Below are 19,467 nucleotides of genomic sequence, written 5' to 3'. Positions count from 1 at the left end.
GGTCGAACGCGACCAGACCGCCGCCCGCCGCCTGCCGCAGCTCCTCGCCGGTGCCGTCCGCGACGATCCGCCCCCGGTCCAGGACCAGGATCCGGTCGGCGTACGCGTCGGCCTCCTCCAGGTAGTGCGTGGAGAACAGCACCGTGCGCCCGCCGCGCGCATACGCCCGCATCGCCTCCCAGAACGCGTGCCGCGCCTCCACGTCCAGCGCGGCCGTCGGCTCGTCCAGGACCAGCAGCGCCGGATTCCCGGCGAGCGCCATCGCGAACCGCACCCGCTGCGTCTGGCCGCCGGAGAGCCGGTCCACGCGCCGCCCCGCCAGCTCGGCGATCCCGGCCAGCTCCAGCACCCGGGCCAGGGGCAGCGGCTCCGGATAGCGGCGGGCCACGAAGCCCACCAGCTCGCCCACCGTCACCCGGGGCACCGCCCGTGCCTCCTGGAGCATCGCCCCCACGCGACCGGCGCGCACCGCCTGCTCCGGCGCCCCGCCGAACAGCTCCACCGCGCCCGCGTCGGGCGCGACAAGACCCAGCAGCAGCGAGATCGCGGTCGACTTGCCGGCACCGTTGCGGCCGAGCAGCGCCACCGTCTCGCCGCGCCCGATCTCCAGGTCGATACCGTCCGCTGCGCGCACCGCGCCGTACGTCTTGACCGCCCCCGTGAAGGACACGGCACTTCGTGTCTGTGTCATGGCAGTGACGCTACGGATCCGGGCCCGGCCCCCGGCAGAGGCGCTTGTACGCACTCCGCCACGACGTCCGCCCTGCCGCGGGCAGGACAAATGTCCCGCCCCGCCACGCTGAGGTACCGTCAGGAAATGTGCCCGCCCGGCGCACCGGGTGTACAGAGGAGCCCATGCCCCTCGACGCAGCCCGCGCCCTCGCGGCCGGACCCCGCACCCGTGAGATCTCCTGGACCGACCGGGACGTACGCCTCTACCACCTCGCCCTCGGCGCGGGCGTCCCCGCGACCGACCCGCGCGAGCTGCGCTACACCCTGGAGACCCGGCTGCACGTCCTGCCCAGCTTCGCCACGGTGGCGGGCGGCCGGCCGCCCGGTGTGATCGACGCGCTGTCCGTGCCCGGCGTCGACGTCGACCTCGCCCGCGTCCTGCACGGCGGGCAGGCGCTGACCGTGCACCGCCCGCTCCCCGTCGCGGGCACCGCCACCGCCACCAGCCGGATCACCGCCGTGCACGACAAGGGGACGGCGGCCGTCCTCGTCCTGCGCACCGACGCCGTCGACGCGGACGGGCCGCTGTGGACCGAGGAGGCGCGGATCTTCGTGCGCGGCGCGGGCGGCTGGGGCGGCGACCGCGGCCCCTCCGCGCGCGCCGGGGCACCGGTCGGCGACCCGGACCGCACCGTGGAGCGGCCGGTGCGCGAGGACCAGGCGCTCCTCTACCGGCTGACCGGCGACGCCAACCCGCTGCACGCCGACCCGGACTTCGCGCGGGCCGCCGGTTTCGACCGGCCGATCCTGCACGGGCTGTGCACCTACGGCATGGCCCTCAAGGCGGTCGTCGACACACTCCTCGACGGCGACGCGGCACGCGTGCGCTCCTGCGCCGCACGGTTCGCCGGGGTGGTGCACCCGGGCGAGACGCTGCGGATCCGCATGTGGCGTCCGGGGCCGGGGTCTGGGCCGGGCACGGTCCGGGTGGCGGTGGGCGCCGTCGAGCGCGGTGACGCGCCGGTGCTGGCGGAGATGACCGTGGGCCTGGGCCGGCGCTGAGGCCGCCGGGACGCGGAACGGCCCCGCCCTCCGGTGCTTCCGTTCGGAGGGCGGGGCCGCGCTGTGCTCCCCGTGCTGTTCGGGCCGCTGTCAGGCCGCCACTTCGGCCTGCTCCCCGGCCGGCTTGCGGTGCCGTCCGGCGGGAGCCGTCTCACCGTCGTGGGAGGAGGTCTGGCCGCGGTGCCTGCCGTGGCCCTCGGGCTCCTGGACGTCGGTCGGACGCGGCTGGGTCGTGCTGGCGTCGGTCATCGGAAAAACTCACCCCGTCAACATCATCTTTCGTACAGCCGGGCGAGTTTAACCGGCACACCTCGGGCGAAATCCAGGCGGCCACGCCAACCGGCACGATTCCGTTACCTGCTCGCCATACGTCCCGTGACCGGCCCTGTCATCCGGCCGGTACGCGCGGCTTGTTGAAGGGTGACGGGGCGGGGAACGACGGGTGACGGAGGGTCGGATTCCGCCGGTTCCGCCGCCGGGCCAGCCGCCGGTTCCGCCGCCGGTTCCGTCTCCGGACAAGCGGCCGCTTCCGCCGCCGGTTCGGCTGTTTCGGCCGGTGCGGGCTGCGGTCCCGGGGCCCCGCGCGGGGGCCGGGGCGAGGTCCGGTGCGGGGTGCGGGGAGCGGCCGGGCGCGAGAAGCCGGAAGGCGGCCGGGACGAGGAAACCGGGGGAGGAGTGGGTGGGTTGGGGACCGGCGGGGGTGCCGGGGCCTCCGGTGCCAGGGGCGCGGGGGGAGGCGTGCGCGGGCGCGGGGGCGGCCCGGGGCGTCCGCGCCGGTGGCCGGGGCGCCCGGCCGGGGGGACGCCGCTGCGGCGGGACGCGGGTGAGGCCGGGCGGGACTCCGGCGGGGCCCGGCGCCGGGCCCTCCGTACGGCCCCTCGCCCTGGCGGGGTCCCGTGAGCGGCCCCTCGCCGGGCAGTCCCTGCGGCCGCGGTGCCTGCTGCCCGTACGGCATCGGGCCCGGCGGGGCGTACGGCCCCGGGCGCGGACCGGGCTGGGGGTACGGCCGCGCGACCGGCTGCTCCTGGAGCCCCGCGCCGGGCGGCCCCCCGTAGGGCCCGTACGGCCTGACGCGAGGTCTCCCCGCACCGGCCCCGCCGTCCGGTGCCGCGCCCGGCCGGACCGCCGGTACCGCCAGCTCCGCGCCCGGTCCTGTGCCCGGCCCCGTGTCCGGTCCTGCGCCTGGCCCCGTGCCTGGTCCTGCGCCCGGTCCCGTGCCTGGCCCTGCGCCCGGTCCCGTGCCTGGTCCTGCGCCCGGCCCGCCGTCCGGCGCACCGGCCGGCGACGGCAGCGCCAGAGCCCGCCGGACCGGTACCCAGCGGGGCGCGCGGACCGCCGGAAGCGCCGCCCGGGGGCTGCCCGCCTCGCGCCCCGGGTCCCGGCCCGGCGCCGTCCACCGGGCCACCCCGCACGGCACCGCGCCCGTGCTGAACGGCAGCCGCAGGGCGCCGTCGCCGGTCCAGACCCCGGCGCCGGGCAGCCACCCCTCGGGCGCGGGCAGATGGCGTACGCGCCGCTCGGCGGGCCGCCACACGCCGATCCAGCTGCCGTACGCGCCCTCGTAGCGCAGCGCCACCGCGCACTGCTCCGGGGTCAGCACCTGGCCCGGCTGGACCGCGAACGGCGTCACCGCGCAGTCCGGCACCTCCAGGCCGCTCGGGAAGCGCACCGGCAGGGTGCTGCCGAGCACGCCCCAGCCCAGCCGGGCCCGCCCGGGGGAGGGGGCGTCCGAGCGGATCAGCAGCAGCCCGCTGTCGGGGTCGGCGAGCAGCAGCCGGTCGTCGCTGTGCGGGGCGATCTGGAGCAGCGGGGTCACCTCGCCGCCGACGAGGTCCACCACGACCGTCTTGGTGCGCCCGCCGTCCCACCGGTCCAGGGCCAGCAGCCGCCCGGAGCGGTCCAGCCAGACCCCGCCCGAGCAGCGGCCGGGCACCTCGGCCAGCAGCTCGGGGCCGATACCGGCGCCCGCCACCAGCCACACCGCCGAGGTGAGCGGGCCCACGGCGAGGGCGTACGCCCGCTCGCCGCCGGGCGCGCAGGGCAGCAGCCGCAGCCGGGTGCGGTCGGGGCACTCGACCGCGCCCAGGGACAGCTCGCCGGTGCCGGAGCCCGCCGGGTAGAGCAGCGAGAAGGTGTGCCGGCCGGCCACCAGCCGCCGTACCAGGACCCGGCCGTCGCCCATCGGCTGCACCTCGGTCCCGGGCTCCTCGGGCCGTTCGGCGGGCAGCGGCACGGCGTACGGCTCGGGGCCGTCCAGCGTCCAGCGCTCCGGGTACCAGGAGCCGCCGCCGCGGGTGAGCCGGGCCGCGTAGGCGCCGTCCACCGTGATCGCGCAGGGCGCCGCGGGCGTCGCGCCGTCCTCGGCGGCCGCTCGCGGCGGGGCTGGGGCGCCCTCCTGTTCACGTGCGGCCGAGGGCCCCGGAGAGGCACAGACTGTCATTATTCGGTCACCTCCTGCGAGGACGCTAGTTTTCGTACGCACAGGCGGTGGCCCGGCGGGCGGAGGCTTCACACATACGGGTGGCCCAGGAACGATTCGCCGGAGAAAAGCGGAACGTTTGTGCTGGCGGGAAACGAAACCTCTGTGCGAAGGCACCACCGGACGAGTCCGGCGCCGGGACGGCCGTCCCCGGGCGACGGCACCGGTTCAGCCGCGCCGAACACCCAGGTAGCCTTGCACCCGTGCCCCGTCTGTCTGAAGTCATCGCCGCGCTGGAAGCCCTGTGGCCGCCCGAGCGGGCCGAGTCCTGGGACGCGGTCGGCACCGTCGCCGGTGACCCGGACCAGCAGGTCGGCCGGGTCCTGTTCGCCGTCGACCCGGTCAGCGAGACCGTCGACGAGGCGGTGCGGCTCGGCGCCGACCTGCTCGTCACCCACCACCCGCTCTATCTGCGCGGTACGACGACGGTGGCGGCCTCCACCTCCAAGGGCCGCGTCGTGCACACCCTCATCAAGAACGACATCGCCCTGCACGTCGCCCACACCAACGCGGACACCGCCGACCCGGGCGTCAGCGACGCGCTCGCCGGAGCGCTGGACCTCCGGGTCCTACGGCCCCTCGTCCCGGACCCGGACGACCCGGCGGGCCGCCGCGGTCTGGGCCGCGTCTGCGCGCTCGACCACCCGCTGACCCTGCGCGAACTGGCCGCACGCGCCGCCGCGCGGCTGCCCGCGACCGCGCAGGGCATCCGCGTCGCCGGCGATCCGGAGCAGCGGGTGCGCACGGTCGCCGTGAGCGGCGGCAGCGGCGACAGCCTCTTCGACGCCGTGCGCGCCGCAGGCGTGGACGCGTTCCTCACCGCGGACCTGCGCCACCACCCGGCCTCCGAGGCCCGCGCGCACAGCCCCCTCGCGCTGCTCGACGCGGCGCACTGGGCCACCGAGTGGCCCTGGTGCGAGCTGGCCGCCGCCCAGCTCGACGAGATCTCCGACCGGCACGGATGGGACCTGCGGGTCCATGTCTCCACGACGGTCACCGATCCCTGGACCGCCCACGCGGCGTCCACCACCACCGACAACTAGACACCCCATGGGAGCCCCCAACTGAACGCCGCGCCCGCCGACCAGATCCGACTCCTCGACGTCCAGGCCCTCGACGTCCGCCTCCAGCAGCTCGCGCACCGGCGCCGGTCGCTGCCCGAGCACGCCGAGATCGACGCGCTCGGCAAGGACCTCACCCAGCTGCGCGACCTGCTCGTGGCCGCGCAGACCGAGGAGAGCGACTGCGCCCGCGAGCAGACCAAGGCCGAGCAGGACGTCGACCAGGTGCGCACCCGCGCCACCCGCGACCAGCAGCGCCTGGACTCCGGCGCGGTCACCTCCCCGAAGGACCTGGAAAGCCTCCAGCGCGAGATCGCCTCGCTCGCCAAGCGCCAGGGCGATCTGGAGGACGTCGTCCTGGAGGTCATGGAGCGCCGCGAGTCCGCGCAGGAGCGGGTCGCCGAACTGACCGAGCGGGTCTCCTCCGTCCAGGCCAAGGCCGACGACGCCACCGCCCGCCGTGACGCCGCCTACGAGGAACTGGACGGCGAGGCCGCCTCGGTGACCAAGGAGCGCGAGGTCGTCGCCGCCTCCGTACCCGCCGACCTGCTCAAGCTGTACGACAAGCTGCGCGAGCAGCAGGGCGGCATCGGCGCGGCCAAGCTGTACCAGCGCACCTGCCAGGGCTGCCGCCAGGAGCTCGCCATCACCGAGCTGAACGAGATCCGCGGCGCCGCCGCCGACACGGTCGTGCGCTGCGAGAACTGCCGCCGCATCCTGGTGCGCACCGCCGAGTCCGGTCTGTAGCGCGGCGGGATCCCGGAGGGACTGAGGAAAGGGCTTCGCGCGTGCGGGAGTTCATCGTCGAGGCGGACGGCGGGTCGCGGGGCAACCCGGGGCCCGCGGGCTACGGCGCGGTGGTGTTCGACGCGTCCGACGGCCAGCCCCTCGCGGAGGCCGCCGAGTACCTGGGCACCGTCACCAACAACGTCGCCGAGTACCGGGGCCTGCTGGCCGGGCTGCGCGCCGCGCACGCCCTGGACCCGGGGGCGGCGGTGCACGTGCGGATGGACTCCAAGCTCGTGGTCGAGCAGATGTCGGGGCGCTGGCGGATCAAGCACCCCGACCTCCAGCCCCTGGCGGCCGAGGCCGCCCGGGTCTTCCCGCCCGGCCGGGTCACCTACGAGTGGATCCCGCGCGCACGCAACAAGCACGCCGACCGCCTGGCCAACGAGGCGATGGACGCGGGCGCGCGCGGCGAGCCGTGGTCGTCCGCGCCCGCGTCGGCGTCGACGGCGGCCACCGCCGCTGCCGGCACCCGGGCGAAGGGCGCCGTCGCGAGCGCCGTCGCGACAGAAGAAGCTCCTGCGGCGGAAGAAGCCCCCGTGACGGAAGGCACCCCCGTGGCGGGGGGCACCCCCGATCCGAAGCGCGCGGCTGACCAGCGCACCGCCGACCAGCGCGCCGCCCGGACCGTCGCCGCGCCCGGCTGGGCGCCCGCGGATCTGGGAGCGCCGGCCACGCTGGTGCTGCTGCGGCACGGTGAGACGCCGCTGACCCCGCAGAAGCGGTTCTCCGGCAGCGGCGGCAGCGATCCCTCGCTCTCCGCCGTCGGCCGGGAGCAGGCGGAGCGGGCCGCGGCGGCGCTCGCCCGGCGCGGCACGATCCAGGCCGTGGTGTCCTCCCCGCTGGCCCGCACCCGGGAGACCGCCGCGATCGTCGCCGCCCGCCTCGGCCTCGCCGTGACGGTGGACGAGGACCTGCGTGAGACCGACTTCGGCGCCTGGGAGGGGCTCACCTTCGGCGAGGTGCGCGAACGCCACCAGGACGACCTGAACGCCTGGCTGGCCTCGCCGGAGGCCGAACCCACCGGCGGGGGCGAGAGCTTCGCGGCCACCGCCGTACGGATCGGCGCGGCCCGGGACCGGCTGGTCGCGGCCCACGCGGGCCGCACCGTCCTGGTGGTCACCCATGTGACGCCGATCAAGACGTTCGTCAGGCTGGCCCTGGGCGCCCCGGCGGAGTCGCTGTTCCGCATGGAGCTGTCGGCGGCCTCCCTGTCGGCGGTGGCGTACTACGCGGACGGCAACGCGAGCGTCCGGCTCCTCAACGACACGTCCCACCTGCGCTGAGCCCCGCCGCCTCGCGCGCCAGCCGCTCGACACGGGCCCAGTCCCCGGCCGCGACCGCGTCCGCCGGGACCATCCAACTGCCGCCCACGCAGCCGACGTTGGGCAGCGCCAGATAGTCGGGCGCGGTGCCGGGCCCGATGCCCCCCGTCGGGCAGAAGCGGGCCTGGGGGAGCGGACCGGCCAGCGACCTGAGGTAGGCGGTGCCGCCCGCGGCCTCGGCCGGGAAGAACTTCATCTCGCGCACCCCGCGCTCCAGCAGCGCCACGACCTCCGACGTCGTCGACACTCCGGGCAGATACGGCAGTCCGGACGCGGCCATGGCGGACAGCAGGGTGTCGGTCCAGCCGGGGCTGACCAGGAACCGGGCCCCTGCCACCACGCACTGCTCGGCCTGCGCGGGCGTGACGACCGTACCCGCGCCCACCACCGCGCCCGGCACCTCGGCGGCGATGGCGGCGATCGCCTCCGGCGCGGCCGGGGTCCGCAGCGTCACCTCGATCGCGGGCAGCCCCCCGGCGACCAGCGCGCGGGCGAGGGGCACCGCGGCGGCCGGGTCCTCCAGGACGACGACCGGAAGGACGGGGGCGAGGTCCAGCACGGAGGTGGACCCGGACGGCGCGGCGGGCGGGAACGGCAGCGAGGACGGCGAGGGCTGCGACGGCAGCGACGGCAGCGATGCGGACATGGCGCCATCCTGCCGGTCCGCATCAGCATGCGCAAAGCAGGTTGCGCATGCTGCAACGACTGACGGCGGGGCGGGGCTCAGTGGACCTCGGTCACCAGCACGTCCAGCGACCAGGCCCGGCCCGCCCCGGCCGGCTCCCGCGCCTCCACCTCGTGACCGAGGTCCCGCAGCGCCTCCACCAGTTCGGCGGGGCCGGCCGGGGCGGCGCCCGCGCTCAGCAGACTCCGTACGATCCGCCCCTTGGTGGCCTTGTTGAAGTGGCTGACCACCTTCCGGGTGGGCGCGTGCAGCACCCGTACGGTCGCCGTCCGCTCCGCGACCTCACCCTTCGGCTTCCAGGCGGTGGCGTACGCGGCGGACCGCAGGTCCAGCACCAGACCGCTCCCGGCCGCCTCGGGCAGCACCTCGGCCATCGGGGCGCGCCAGTGCGCGCCCAGCGCACCGAGTCCGGGCAGCTTCACCCCCATCGAGCAGCGGTAGGAGGGGATCCTGTCGGTCACCCGGACCGCACCCCACAGCCCGGAGAAGACCAGCAGCGAACGGGCCGCGCGCCGCTTGGCCGCGGGGTCGAGCGTGGCCAGGCCGAGGGCGTCGTAGAGCACACCGGTGTAGATCTCCCCGGCGGGCCGCGCCCCCGCGGTGCGCAGCCCCGCGTTCTTGGCGACCTCGCCCCGCAGCCCCTCGCTCAGCCCGAGCACGTCCCGCGCCTTGTCCTGCGCGTCGCCGTCCCCCGAGCACAGCGCCACCAGCTCGTCGAGCACGGCCCGCCGCGCCCCGGCGAGCCCCGGCAGCGACAGCGACTCCAGCTCCAGCGGGGCACCACGACCGGAACCGGCCTTGCCTTCGGAGGGCGGCAGCAGGACGAGCACGGGTTCTCCTTCGGGTAGGGCTCCCGGCCAGCGTACGGGGACGCCGGCACGCCCCGGGGCGGGCCCTCGTCCTCACCCTCGGCGGGCGGCGGCCACCAGGCGGTCCGGCTCGTCGGCGTGGAAGCGGACGACGCGCACCGGACGGCGGCGGCCCAGGAAGGTGGTGTGCACCACCGGCTCGGTCAGCTCCAGGGTCACGGAGGTCTGCCCGTTGACCGCGAGGTCGAGTTCGCCGTCCGCCTGCCGGGGCCCCGGGGTGCGCGTCTCACGGCGGACGGCGGCGATCCGGTCCAGCGGCACGCGCAGATCGACGTGGGCCGCCCGGCGGACGCGCAGGGTGTCCGCGGTGAGCACATGGGGGCGGACGGCGGAGGCGGCGTGCAGGGCGACCACCAGGACGACTGTGTACACGTCCACCGCGAGCGTCACCCGTTCCGCCGTGGGCCACTCGCGCAGCAGCACGGAGGTGCACAGCAGTTCGATCACGCACACGAACGCCAGCCCGAACATGGCGGCGCCCTGCCCCCTGGCGTGCCCGAACGTTCTTCCCTCCCCGCCGCCATGGGTGCGCCGCCCCAGCCAGAGCACCAGACTGCCCAGCAGCCGCAGCTCGTGCCGCGCCAGCACGTACGTGGTCCGCATCATGTCCCCTCCCCACCCGGCCTGTCCGACCGGAGCTGCTTCCCGTTCCCGTACCGCTCCTGCTGTTCCTGTTCCTGTTCCTGCCCTTCCTGCCCTTCCTGCCCTTCCTGCCGTCTCAGGCGCTCCTCGGCCAGGATGCCCAGCGCGCCGCGGACGGCAGCCGCCTGGGCCGGCGCGAGGTCCGCGTACATGGCGCGCAGGAACGCGCCGTCGTGGTCGAACTCCGTCTCCGGCAGCAGCGCGGCGGGGATCAGCCCCGCCAGGACGCGGGCCGCGCGGCCGGTGCGCGGATCATCCGGTTCCGCGTCGGCGAGGTCGTCGAGCAGCGCGTACGCCTCCCGCGCCCCGGCCGCCGCCCGGGGAGTGCCCAGGGTCTCGTGCAGTCCGGCCAGCAGGCGGTCGCGGTCCGCCGGAGCCGCCGCGGTGTCCAGCAACGCGAGCACCTCCCGGTCCTTGGCGGCCATCGGCGAGCCGCCGGACGGCGGGGCGGCCGGTCCGGCGAACAGAGCGGCGAGTCCGGGCGACACGGGCCCCTCGTCGGGCAGCCCCGCGTCGAGAAGGGCCCGCAGCCGGGCCCGCCGCTCCCGTACGGCCGCCTCCTGCCGTGCCAGATCGGCGTCCAGCTCCTCCAGTACGTCGGCGAGATCGCGCCCCGCGTCCTCGGCGAGCACGTCCCGCACCTCCGACAGGGCCAGACCGAGTTCGGTCAGCCGCCGGATGCGGGCGAGGGCGACCGCGTGGCGGAGGGTGTAGCGGCGGTAGCCGTTGGTGTCCCGTCCCGGCTCGGGCAGCAGGCCCCGGTGGTGGTAGTGCCGCACGGTCCGCGTCGTGACGTCGACGGCCGCGGCGAGTTCTCCGATCCGCATACGGCCAGTACAGACGTTGACGTCGGGTGAAGGTCAAGAGCGGGTGGCTGCCGCCGGTTTCCCGAACCACCGTTCCAGAGCCGGGAGCAGCGGCTCGCCGCCGTCCGCCGCCTCCAGACCCGAGGCGCCGCCCGTACCCGTGCCCGTGTCCGCGGCCCAGGCCACGAAGCCGTCGGGGCGGACCAGCAGGGCGGCGAGTTCGGGGTGGGCGGCGCAGGGGGCGGTGACGACGGTGACGCGGTCGGTGTAGTCGTCGGCGAGGGCGCGCAGGGACGGGTCGCCGGTGAGGTCGAGGAGCAGGCCGCGGCCCCGGCGCAGCTGGTCGCCGAGGCGGCTGCCGTCGGCGAGTTCCAGGTCGGGGGCGCTGGCGCCGACGAGCGGGTGGCCGCCGGGCAGGTCGTAGCGCTGCCAGATGCCGGATATCTGCTTGACCAGGTACGTCGTCCCGGTCGTCGTCAGCGCCAGGTCGGTCACCACGCGGCGCAGCGCGCGGGCGTGCCGGTCCGGCCGCATGAGGGCGATCTGGGCGCGCGTCCAGTCCAGCACCCAGGCGCCGATCGGATGCCGCTCGGCGGTGTAGGTGTCCAGCAGCGCCTCGGGGGCCAGGCCGCGCGCCACGGCCGCCAGCTTCCAGCCGAGGTTCATCGCGTCGCCGATGCCCAGGTTCAGCCCCTGCCCGCCGAACGGCGAGTGCACATGGGCGGCGTCCCCGGCGAGCAGCACGCGGCCCCTGCGGTACGTGCTCGCCTGGCGGGCGTTGTCGGTGAAGCGGGTCACCGAGCGGATCGCCGTCACCGACACGTCGGGGACACCGGAGACCCGGCGCAGGCTGGCCTGGAGCTCCTCGGGGGTGACGGGCGCGGAGCGGTCGGCGGGCGGCCCGTCGAACTCGACGGTGAGGACCCGGCCGGGGAAGGGCCCGTGGACGTAGGTGCCGACCTCGGTGGTGTTCCAGCCCTTGCCGAGCTTCTCGGCGCCGGTCAGGTCGGCGATCGCCTGGTAGCCGGTGATCTCCGGGTCGGTGCCGGGGAAGTCGAACCCGGCGAGCTTGCGGACCGTGCTGCGCCCGCCGTCGCAGCCCACCAGCCAGCCGGCGCAGACGCGCTGGGGCGCGGAGCCGTCGACCGGGGCGAGCTCCACGGTGACGCCGTCGTCGCCGTGGTCCCGGAACCCGGTCAGGGCGACACCCCGGCGCACCTCGACGCCGGTCTCCGCCGCCCGCACGGCGAGGATCCGCTCCAGTTCCGCCTGCGGGACACCGAGCCCGGCGTCCGCGGCGGGCCCGAGGTCGGCGTAGGCCGGGTCGGACTCGTCGAACAGGGCCGCGTCCAGCATGATTCCGGCGAAGTGCCCGGCGAACTTGGGCGGCATACGGTCCTGAAGCCCCTCCTCCCCGCCCCGGCCGGAGCCCTGTTCCCGTTCCTGTTCCTGTTCCTGTTCCTGGCCCTGGGGCGCGTTCGCGCGCATGAAGGCGCGGATGCGGGCCGCCGACTGCTCCCACACCCGCGTCACCTCGGGCAGCAGCCCCCGCCGGTACAGCGCCACCGCGCTGGGCGTGTTGATCGCCCCCGCCTTGATCGTCTCGTCCACCTCGGCCAGCCGCTCCGCCACCAGCACCCGCGCTCCGCCGAGCCGCAGCTCACAGGCGAGGAACAGTCCCACCGGACCGGCGCCGGCCACCACCACGTCGTAGTCAGTCATGGCTTCACTGTAGCGACTAAAAGTTTCTATCGGCTATATTTTTCTCCATGAGCACACAACGGGCCACCGGCGAACCGGGTCTGAGGGAACGGAAGAAGCGCGAGACCCGGCGGCGGATCTCGGACGTGGCGACCGGGCTCTTCGTGGAGCGCGGCTTCGACGAGGTGACCGTCGTGGAGATCGCCCGCGCGGCGGAGGTGTCCCCGATGACGGTCTTCAACTACTTCCCGCGCAAGGAGGACCTGTTCCTCGACCGCATCCCCGAGGCGGTGGAACTCGTCGCGGAGGCCGTACGCGGACGCGCCCCGGGCGAGCACCCGCTCACCGCGCTGCGCCGCCTCGCCCTCGGCCTCCTCGGCACCGGGCACCCGCTCTCGGGCGCCCGCGCCCGCTTCCGCCCCTTCCTCTACGTCGTCGCCGCCTCCCCGGCGCTGCGCGCCCGCGCGCGCGAGGCGGTGGACGAGGTGGAGCACGCCCTGACCGAGGCCCTGGCCGAGACCGCGCCGGACGTCCCCGACCCCCGGCTCCTGGCCGCCCTGGCGGTCGCCGCGTACCGCGCGGTCGGCACCGGCACGGTCGCCCGCCTGCTGGCGGACACGGACACCGCCACCGAGGACACCGTCACCGACGACACCGCCGTCGATGACGCCCTCGCCGAGGACCACCGGCTGCGCCTCACCGCCGCCTTCGACGCCCTGGACCGCGCCTTCGCCCCGCCCGCCCCCTGACCCGGGCGGGCGCACCGGGCACCCGGCCGCCCGGTATCATGGTCCGTACGGCAGACGAGCCGGGCGGACGGCCGCGTGAAGTTCCCGCGAGGGGCTTCCCGAGGAACGTCCGGACTCCACAGGGCAGGGTGGTGGCTAACGGCCACCCGGGGTGACCCGCGGGACAGTGCCACAGAGAACAGACCGCCGGGGACCTCGGTCCTCGGTAAGGGTGAAACGGCGGTGTAAGAGACCACCAGTGCCCAGGGTGACCTGGGCAGCTAGGTAAACCCCACCCGGAGCAAGGTCAAAAGGAGACACCCCGGTGTCTCTGCGCGGACGTTCGAGGGCTGCCCGCCCGAGTCCGCGGGTGGACCGCACGAGGCCGGCGGCAACGCCGGTCCTAGATGGATGGCCGTCTCCCCGGCCGCCGCGAGGCGACCGGGCGACAAAATCCGGCGTACAGCCCGACTCGTCTGCCCCTCAGGCCGCTTCACCGCGGGTCAGCGGCCTTTTCTCACGGAATCGTGGGCGTCGGCCGGCTGCCGGAGCGCAGCGAGTACCGCGGGCCGGCCCTCAGGGCGCCGGAGGCTTCCGGTGCCTGCCGGTCCCGGGGCCGAGCCTCGGCGTGGCCGCGGGGGCGGGTGAGGGTGCGGAGTCGGCCTCGGCGCGGGGAAACAGGACGAGCCGTGCTTCGGCGAGGTTCGCCGCGAAGCCGTACGGCTCCCACAGATGGCCGTTCCACCGCTGGATCGCCCGGGGCGCCTCGGGGTTCAGATGCGATGCCCTCGGGCCGTCGCCGGTCACGAGAGGCACGGCGCGGAGCTGCCCGATCCTCGCATCGCGACGCTCGGCCCACCGGGAGAGCGGTTCGTCGTCCATGTCCGGAGCGTAGTGGGTCGGGCGGTCCGGTGTTCCCGGCGCGGGGAGGCCGTCCGTACCCCCAATGGTGCGCCGGGCGCGTCTGGTGGCGTGATGACGGACACCGTCCGGGGGTGCGCCCGAGGGTGGTGTCCGGGGCGGCGTCCGAAGTGAACCGGTGAGTCGTGCCGGTGCCCTTTCCGCCGACGTGTCGTCGGTCGCCGTCCCCGGGAGCACGCCGTATGGACCCTCTTCAGAAGCTCCACCGCATCCTGCTGATCCTGATCGTCGCGGGGCTCGTCACCTATGTGGCGTTCCTCGATCCGCTGCTCGGCACCGCGCTGCTCGTGGGTGTCGGGGTCGCCCTGTTCGTGCATCAGCTCCTGAGCTGAGGGGTGGGGCCGGGGCCCGTCCCCGGCCGTCACTCAAAGTTACGGAGACGGAAACGCACCACACCTGCCCCCGCGCGCGGCACAACTGAGTGAGAAGCCCAACCGCCGTTTCCCGGCCGCTCAGTTGGCCGCGCCACGGGAAGGACTGGTCCTGATGCACAATGCCCCCGATGTTCGAGGGCCGACGGACCCGCACGACCTGCCGCGTACACCGCAGGGACTCGTCCCGGAAGCACGCACCGCTCCGGAAGCCAAGCCGCGCCGCCGGCTGACACCGCGACAGGTGGACGAACTCCAGCGGCTCAAGCCGTTCCTGGAAGGCATGGTGCGCCAGGCCCGCATGCAGTACGCCATGGAGGACCTGGTGCAGACCGCGGTGCTCCAGCTCGTGCGCGCCTGGTCCCGCCCGGACTTCGTGCTGGACCGGCGCGACGGCGGCCGGGCCTTCGCGCGCAAGGTGATGCGGAACGTCATCGCGGACGCGGCGCGCGGCAACGACCGCGACCGCTCGACGCCGGTGGCGGAGATCCCCGAGGTGGTGGCGGTCCAGCCGGACGAGGGCGACCACATCCGCGACGACCGGCTCAGGGCCATCGACCGGTTCCTCGCGGACACCCTGCCCGACAGGCTGTACCAGGTCGCCCGGCTCGCGATCGTCGAGGGCCTGACCCAGGCGGAGATCGCCCAGGTCCTCCGGATCGACCGGCACACGGTGGCCCGCCGCTACACGAAGGTGCGCCAGGCACTGGAGCCGCACCGCGCCACCGTCCACGACGAGGTGCTCGGTGACGTGACGAGCTAGTGCCGTTACTCGGATTCACGGGAGGCGGCACGTACGTCGCCTCCCGTGAATCCAGGTTGGGTCCTAGCGACCCGTAGGACAACAACGAAGAACAGTGGCGAACCATGAAGAACAGTCAAGCGTCCGCTCGAAACCCATACGCACAGCTCGGGAGGGACACACGGAATGTCTGAAACATTCGAGCAGCTCCGCCGCCTGGCGGAGGAGTACCGGGAGGGAACCCGGCAGCAGACGGACGGGGACGGGATCGACCCCGTCAGCTGGGAAGCGCTCCTGGACCGGGTCGAGGACCAGCTCGACGAGGACGAGCGGGACGGAGGCATCGTCCCGGCCGAACCCGTTCCGGCCGAACCCGTTCCGGCCCAGCCCCGCGGGCCTGTCGCGATCCCGCTCTCACTCTTCACCGGCGGCGCGCTCGGCGCCGCACTCGTCCATCCGGCGGTGGGCGCGCCCGGCGGCGCACCACAGGTCGTCCAGTGCCTGGCCGCGGGAGCCGCGCTGGCGGGACTCGGGCTGGCCGCTTCTCTCGACCGGAGTCCTCGCAGGGGACCGCTGCGGGAAGGCGGTGTCGCGATCCTCTAGCGACCGTCCGGAAGCGGCCGGATCGGTCCGGTCGCGCGGCAGTGGCCGTGACAGTGGGGCGCCGCCATGGCGCCGGGTGCCGGATCCCCACGGGGGGTGGATGCGGCGCCGGACAAGAACCGCCGGTCAGGGCTGACCGGCCGCGGCAGCGTGCGACGGCGTGCCGCTCCGGCTCAGGGAGTACGGGGCGGCACGCCGTCGCCGTTCGTCGTGCCCGTGCCTGTTCCCGTGCCCGTGCCCAGCGAGCGGTCTCTGACCCGTGCCAGATGGCGCCCGAAGACCTCCTCGGCGTCCGGGGTCAGGGTGCGCAGCGCGACCAGGGCCGTGATCACCACGTCGCACAGCTCGGACTCGACGTCCTGCCAGGTGTGGGTCGTGCCCTTGCGGGGGTTCTGGCCGGTCGCGCCGATGACCGCCTGGGCGGCCTCGCCGACCTCCTCGGAGAGTTTGAGCAGGCGCAGCAGGAGGGTTTCGCGCTCGCCGTGCGCGCGGTGGCCGTCGAGCCAGGCCCACAGGACGTCGACGGTCGGCCAGAGGGCGGGCGCGGCGGGGGAGGAGGGCACGGGGGGAGCTGCGGGGGCCTGGGCGGCGGGGTCCGGGGCGGTCATGGGCGCAGCCTGCCACGAACCCGGGGCGGCTGCCCTCTGCTCCTCCGCTCCTGCCCTCTGCCCCGCTGCTCCTGTACTGCTGCTCCACTGCTCCGTACCGCCCTATTCCTCGAACAGCACTGCTCTACTTCTCGAACAGCGCCTCCTGCTGCCCCTCCTTCTGCCGCCGCAGGTACCGGACCCGGGCGCCCAGGACCGCCGCCGTGCCCGCCGCCGTCGCCGCGAGGGCCGCGGGGACCATCCAGCCGCGGTTGATGCTGTGGCCGAGGGCGTGGTCGAGGGAGAGGCGGCCGGGACCGGTGATCGCGAGGCCGGTCGCGGTGAGGCCGAGGGAGGCGGCGTACTCGTAGCCGCCGCCCTGCGCGAAGAAGCCGTTGGGGGTGTGCACCGCCGCGGCCCCCGCCATCGCGCCGGCCGCCGCGGCGCCCGCCGCCGGGGTGGCCAGGCCCAGCGCCAGCAGCAGACCGCCGCCCGCCTCGGCGAGCCCCGCCGCCGTCGCGCTCGCCCGGCCCGGCCGGTAGCCGACCGACTCCATGAACCGGCCCGTCCCCTCCAGACCGGCCCCGCCGAACCAGCCCAGCAGCTTCTGCGCGCCGTGCGCGGCCAGCACGCCGCCGGTGCCCAACCGGAGCAGCAGCAGGCCGAGATCACGTCGGTCGCAACAGGTCACGGTGACTCCTCGGGAGAAGCGGCAACGCCGTGACCACCCTCGCACCGGTCGCGCCCCGGCGGCCCGTTCTGCATGCCGTTCGGGTGGCGGGCGCCGCGAGTGGACCGACCAGGCGGCCCCGGCCGCCTCGCCCACCGCCGGTGCTCCGGTGGCGGGCGCCGCCGGCGGACCGAGCAGACACCGGGGCCGAACCGTCGGCCGCGTGCGCGACACGAGTGATCCGGCGTCCCCCCTTCGGTGATCTTTTGATCAGCCTTTGAAGACCTGTCGTGCGCGGGCCCGCCCCGGCTTTGTACGGTCCCGGAGTGCGCGATTCCTCTCTGTCCCCCCGCTTCCCCCGCCCACCCCGGTCCGCCGCCCCGTCCCCCCTCCCGTCGCGGCGCTCCCTGCTCGCCCTGTGCGCGGCCGCTCCGGTCGCCGCCGTCACCGCCGGTCACCCCGCCTCGGCCGCGTCCCCCACCGCGGCCACCACCGGGACCGCCAGGGCCGGGACCACCGGCATGACCGGGACCACCGGCATGACCGGCACCACCGCCTCGACCAGGTCCGCCGCCGTCATCGGCGGTGAGCGGCTGGCCCGTACCGGAGTCCAGGTGCGTGCCGCCGCCCGGCTCCCCGCGAAGCTCTCGGCCCGCGCCTGGCTCCTCGCCGACTGGGCGAGCGGCGAGGTGCTCGCCTCCTACCGCGCGCACGAGCGGCTCGCGCCCGCGTCCACGCTGAAGATGCTCTTCGCGGACACGGTCCTGAAGAAGTTCGACCGCACCGCCCGGCACACCGTCACCGCCGCCGAACTCGCCGACATCCCCTCCGGCTCCAGCCTCGTCGGCATCCAGGCCGGGATCACGTACACCGTCGAGCAGTTGTGGCAGGGCGTGTTCCTGCGCTCGGGCAACGACGCGGTGCACATCCTCGCCCATATGAACGGCGGGGTCGAACAGACGGTCGCCGAGATGCAGGCCAGGGCGGAGGACCTCCAGGCCCTGGACACGCACGTGGTCAGCCCGGACGGGTTCGACCACCCGGGCCAGATCTCCTCGGCGTACGACCTGACCCTGTTCGCCCGGCACGGGCTGCGCAACGCCGACTTCCGCGGATACTGCGCCACCCGCACCGCCGACTTCCCGGCCGGCGGCCGCAAGACGTTCCAGATCCAGAACACCGACCGCCTGCTGACCGGTTCCTGGGGGCTGAAGCCGTACGACGGCATGATCGGCGTCAAGAACGGCTACACCACCAACGCCGGGAACACCTTCACCGGTGCCGCGGTCCGTGGCGGCCGTACCCTCGTCGCCACCGTGATGCACCCCGAGAACGGTGCGAACGCCGTCTACGAGGAGACCGCCGCCCTGCTCGACTGGGGCTTCGCGCAGGGGAGTTCGGCGCAGGCCGTGGGCACGCTGGTGGAACCGCTGAGCGAGGGCGGCGCACCGGCGGGCGGTGCGCCCGGCTCGCGGGCGGCCGGGGCCGGTTCCGGGACCGGGGCGGCGGCGTCCGCCGGGGACGCCGGGCCCTCCACCTGGCGGCTGGTGGAGGGCGCGGGCGGCACCGCCGCGCTGCTCGCGGGCGGTGTCTGGGCGCTGCGCCGGCGCCGGGCCGCCGCGCGGGCGGAGGCGCGGGCGGAGGCGCGGGCTGGCACGGGCGGACGGCACCGCCGCTGAGTCACGTCATCGCGGCGGCTGACAGGCCGTCGCGATCTGCACATACGGAATGGAAGACTCCGCACCCTGCGGGCCGTTCGGCGGCATATGCTCGGCTTCTCCTTCACCGGAGCTTCACAGTTGGAGCGCCGAGCTTCCATCAGGCCATGTCCAGGGGGGTAGGCGGCGGCCGTTCCACGGCACCGGCTGGGGGTGGACCTCGCGGGACGCGAGGTGCGCACCGGTCCGTGGACGGCCGCCGCGCCACATCGGCGGGCAGGCCCGGTGTACGGCCGCTCAGCCCCGCCCGACGTACGGCATCGCCGTCGCCAGCACCGTCGCGAACTGGACGTTGGCCTCCAGCGGTAGTTCGGCCATGTGCCGCACCGTGCGCGCCACATCGGCGACGTCCATCACCGGCTCCGGCACCGTGCGCCCGTCCGCCTGGAGGGCGCCCGCCTCCATCCGGGCCGTCATCTCGGTGGCCGCGTTGCCGATGTCGATCTGCCCGACCGCGATCCGGTACGGCCGCCCGTCCAGCGACAGCGCCTTGGTCAGGCCGGTCAGCGCGTGCTTGGTGGCGGTGTAGGGCGCCGAGTGCGGCCGGGGCGTGTGCGCCGAGACCGAGCCGTTGTTGATGATCCGGCCGCCCTGCGGGTGCTGCTCCTTCATCTGCCGGTACGCCGCCTGCGCGCACAGGAACGCCCCGTTGAGGTTGGTGTCCACCACGTGCCGCCACGCCTCGAAGGGCAGGTCCTCCACGGGGACGCCGCCGGGGCCGAAGGTGCCCGCGTTGTTGAACAGCAGGTCCACCCGCCCGAACCGGGCCGCCGTCGTTGCGAACAGCGCGGCCACGTCCTCGGGTCGCGCCACGTCGGTGCGTACGGTGAGCGAGGCGGCGCCGGGCACCAGCGCCGCCGTCTCCTCCAGGGGCTCGGCGCGCCGCCCGGCCAGCGCCACGGACCAGCCCGCGCGCAGCAGTTCCACGGCGACGGCCCGGCCGATGCCGGAACCCGCGCCCGTCACCACGGCGGTCTTCGACGTCTCGGTGTCAGTCATGCCACCGGAGCGTACGAGCGCGGTCCGTCATACGGAATCC

The 19,467-nt window shown here is 75.2% G+C and carries 20 protein-coding genes, 1 other RNA gene and 2 pseudogenes; 10 read left to right on the top strand and 13 right to left on the bottom strand.

Going from position 1 to position 19,467, the window contains the following annotated elements; translation table 11 throughout:
* Positions 1–22 precede the first annotated feature (22 nt).
* Together R4Z62_RS09085 and R4Z62_RS09080 are read right to left on the bottom strand one after the other, a co-directional pair.
* A pseudogene (locus R4Z62_RS09085) lies at positions 23–121 on the bottom strand (ABC transporter ATP-binding protein); the annotation flags it as partial.
* 15 nt (positions 122–136) lie between these two features.
* Positions 137–691, bottom strand: a pseudogene (locus R4Z62_RS09080) (ABC transporter ATP-binding protein); the annotation flags it as partial.
* Between the two features lie 164 nt (positions 692–855).
* On the opposite strand from R4Z62_RS09080, the gene R4Z62_RS09075 reads away from it, so the two are divergent.
* Complete coding sequence (locus R4Z62_RS09075) at positions 856–1,734, top strand: MaoC/PaaZ C-terminal domain-containing protein (RefSeq protein WP_491519507.1); 879 nt, start codon at positions 856–858, stop codon at positions 1,732–1,734.
* Between the two features lie 90 nt (positions 1,735–1,824).
* Here the strand turns inward: R4Z62_RS09075 and R4Z62_RS09070 are convergent, their stop codons facing one another.
* On the bottom strand, positions 1,825–1,983 hold the full coding sequence (locus R4Z62_RS09070) for a hypothetical protein (protein WP_491519506.1): 159 nt from the start codon (positions 1,981–1,983) through the stop codon (positions 1,825–1,827).
* A 139-nt stretch (positions 1,984–2,122) separates the two neighbouring features.
* Positions 2,123–4,174: a hypothetical protein gene (locus tag R4Z62_RS09065; protein ID WP_491519505.1), complete on the bottom strand. Its 2,052-nt coding sequence runs from the start codon at positions 4,172–4,174 to the stop codon at positions 2,123–2,125.
* Positions 4,175–4,416: 242 nt separating this feature from the next.
* On the opposite strand from R4Z62_RS09065, the gene R4Z62_RS09060 reads away from it, so the two are divergent.
* Genes R4Z62_RS09060 through R4Z62_RS09050 form a run of 3 tightly spaced genes read left to right on the top strand, consistent with a single transcriptional unit; the run spans position 4,417 to position 7,346 of the window.
* Complete coding sequence (locus R4Z62_RS09060) at positions 4,417–5,256, top strand: Nif3-like dinuclear metal center hexameric protein (RefSeq protein ID WP_491519504.1); 840 nt, start codon at positions 4,417–4,419, stop codon at positions 5,254–5,256.
* 21 nt (positions 5,257–5,277) lie between these two features.
* Positions 5,278–6,021 (top strand): zinc ribbon domain-containing protein, encoded by a 744-nt coding sequence (locus R4Z62_RS09055; RefSeq protein ID WP_079158887.1) that lies wholly within the window; start codon positions 5,278–5,280, stop codon positions 6,019–6,021.
* Positions 6,022–6,062: 41 nt separating this feature from the next.
* On the top strand, positions 6,063–7,346 hold the full coding sequence (locus tag R4Z62_RS09050; RefSeq protein ID WP_491519503.1) for a bifunctional RNase H/acid phosphatase: 1,284 nt from the start codon (positions 6,063–6,065) through the stop codon (positions 7,344–7,346).
* Here the strand turns inward: R4Z62_RS09050 and eda are convergent.
* The 5 genes from eda to R4Z62_RS09025 form a co-directional block, all read right to left on the bottom strand.
* Positions 7,321–8,031, bottom strand: a complete 711-nt coding sequence (gene eda / locus R4Z62_RS09045) for a bifunctional 4-hydroxy-2-oxoglutarate aldolase/2-dehydro-3-deoxy-phosphogluconate aldolase (protein WP_491519502.1) — start codon at positions 8,029–8,031, stop codon at positions 7,321–7,323. The genes R4Z62_RS09050 and eda overlap by 26 nt on opposite strands.
* A 77-nt stretch (positions 8,032–8,108) precedes the next feature.
* Positions 8,109–8,900, bottom strand: coding sequence for a peroxide stress protein YaaA (gene yaaA / locus R4Z62_RS09040; RefSeq protein ID WP_064532870.1), 792 nt, complete (start codon positions 8,898–8,900; stop codon positions 8,109–8,111).
* A gap of 72 nt (positions 8,901–8,972) precedes the next feature.
* A complete protein-coding gene (locus R4Z62_RS09035; protein WP_382845311.1) occupies positions 8,973–9,542 on the bottom strand; it encodes a hypothetical protein in 570 nt (189 codons plus the stop codon).
* Positions 9,542–10,408 (bottom strand): MerR family transcriptional regulator, encoded by an 867-nt coding sequence (locus R4Z62_RS09030; protein ID WP_491519501.1) that lies wholly within the window; start codon positions 10,406–10,408, stop codon positions 9,542–9,544. Before R4Z62_RS09030 ends, R4Z62_RS09035 begins: the two co-directional genes overlap by 1 nt.
* 33 nt (positions 10,409–10,441) lie before the next feature.
* Entirely contained in the window at positions 10,442–12,109 is a 1,668-nt protein-coding gene (locus tag R4Z62_RS09025; RefSeq protein WP_491519500.1) for an FAD-dependent monooxygenase, read from the bottom strand.
* Between the two features lie 47 nt (positions 12,110–12,156).
* On the opposite strand from R4Z62_RS09025, the gene R4Z62_RS09020 reads away from it, so the two are divergent.
* Together R4Z62_RS09020 and rnpB are read left to right on the top strand one after the other, a co-directional pair.
* Entirely contained in the window at positions 12,157–12,837 is a 681-nt protein-coding gene (locus tag R4Z62_RS09020) for a TetR/AcrR family transcriptional regulator (protein ID WP_491519499.1), read from the top strand.
* 55 nt (positions 12,838–12,892) lie between these two features.
* Positions 12,893–13,295: RNase P RNA component class A (rnpB, locus tag R4Z62_RS09015), an RNA gene on the top strand.
* A 97-nt stretch (positions 13,296–13,392) separates the two neighbouring features.
* Here rnpB and R4Z62_RS09010 read toward each other — a convergent pair.
* A complete protein-coding gene (locus tag R4Z62_RS09010; protein WP_491519498.1) occupies positions 13,393–13,698 on the bottom strand; it encodes a DUF6087 family protein in 306 nt (101 codons plus the stop codon).
* A gap of 221 nt (positions 13,699–13,919) precedes the next feature.
* On the opposite strand from R4Z62_RS09010, the gene R4Z62_RS09005 reads away from it, so the two are divergent.
* The 3 genes from R4Z62_RS09005 to R4Z62_RS08995 all read left to right on the top strand — a co-directional run bounded on the left by R4Z62_RS09005 (position 13,920) and on the right by R4Z62_RS08995 (position 15,453).
* The gene (locus R4Z62_RS09005; protein WP_018570538.1) at positions 13,920–14,069 is read left to right on the top strand and encodes a hypothetical protein; all 150 of its coding nucleotides are present in this window, start codon (positions 13,920–13,922) and stop codon (positions 14,067–14,069) included.
* Between the two features lie 283 nt (positions 14,070–14,352).
* On the top strand, positions 14,353–14,871 hold the full coding sequence (locus R4Z62_RS09000) for a sigma-70 family RNA polymerase sigma factor (RefSeq protein WP_064532856.1): 519 nt from the start codon (positions 14,353–14,355) through the stop codon (positions 14,869–14,871).
* Positions 14,872–15,036: 165 nt separating this feature from the next.
* Positions 15,037–15,453 (top strand): hypothetical protein, encoded by a 417-nt coding sequence (locus R4Z62_RS08995; RefSeq protein ID WP_382845250.1) that lies wholly within the window; start codon positions 15,037–15,039, stop codon positions 15,451–15,453.
* 173 nt (positions 15,454–15,626) lie between these two features.
* On the opposite strand, the gene R4Z62_RS08990 is transcribed toward R4Z62_RS08995, so the two are convergent.
* Complete coding sequence (locus R4Z62_RS08990) at positions 15,627–16,061, bottom strand: MazG-like family protein (RefSeq protein WP_491519497.1); 435 nt, start codon at positions 16,059–16,061, stop codon at positions 15,627–15,629.
* 124 nt (positions 16,062–16,185) lie between these two features.
* Positions 16,186–16,731 carry a DoxX family protein gene (locus tag R4Z62_RS08985; RefSeq protein WP_491519496.1) on the bottom strand — a complete coding sequence of 182 codons (546 nt, stop codon included), beginning with the start codon at positions 16,729–16,731 and terminating at the stop codon, positions 16,186–16,188.
* Positions 16,732–17,231: 500 nt separating this feature from the next.
* Here R4Z62_RS08985 and R4Z62_RS08980 point away from each other — a divergent pair, with 500 nt between their 5' ends.
* Entirely contained in the window at positions 17,232–18,389 is a 1,158-nt protein-coding gene (locus tag R4Z62_RS08980) for a D-alanyl-D-alanine carboxypeptidase family protein (RefSeq protein WP_491521854.1), read from the top strand.
* A 276-nt stretch (positions 18,390–18,665) separates the two neighbouring features.
* On the opposite strand, the gene R4Z62_RS08975 is transcribed toward R4Z62_RS08980, so the two are convergent.
* Positions 18,666–19,427: an SDR family oxidoreductase gene (locus R4Z62_RS08975; protein ID WP_491519495.1), complete on the bottom strand. Its 762-nt coding sequence runs from the start codon at positions 19,425–19,427 to the stop codon at positions 18,666–18,668.
* Positions 19,428–19,467: the final 40 nt, after the last annotated feature.

It is taken from the genome of Streptomyces sp. PL-25, from assembly GCF_058344915.1.
The sequence above is the reverse complement of the archived record's forward strand: the minus strand, read 5'-3'. Positions and strand labels throughout refer to the sequence as shown.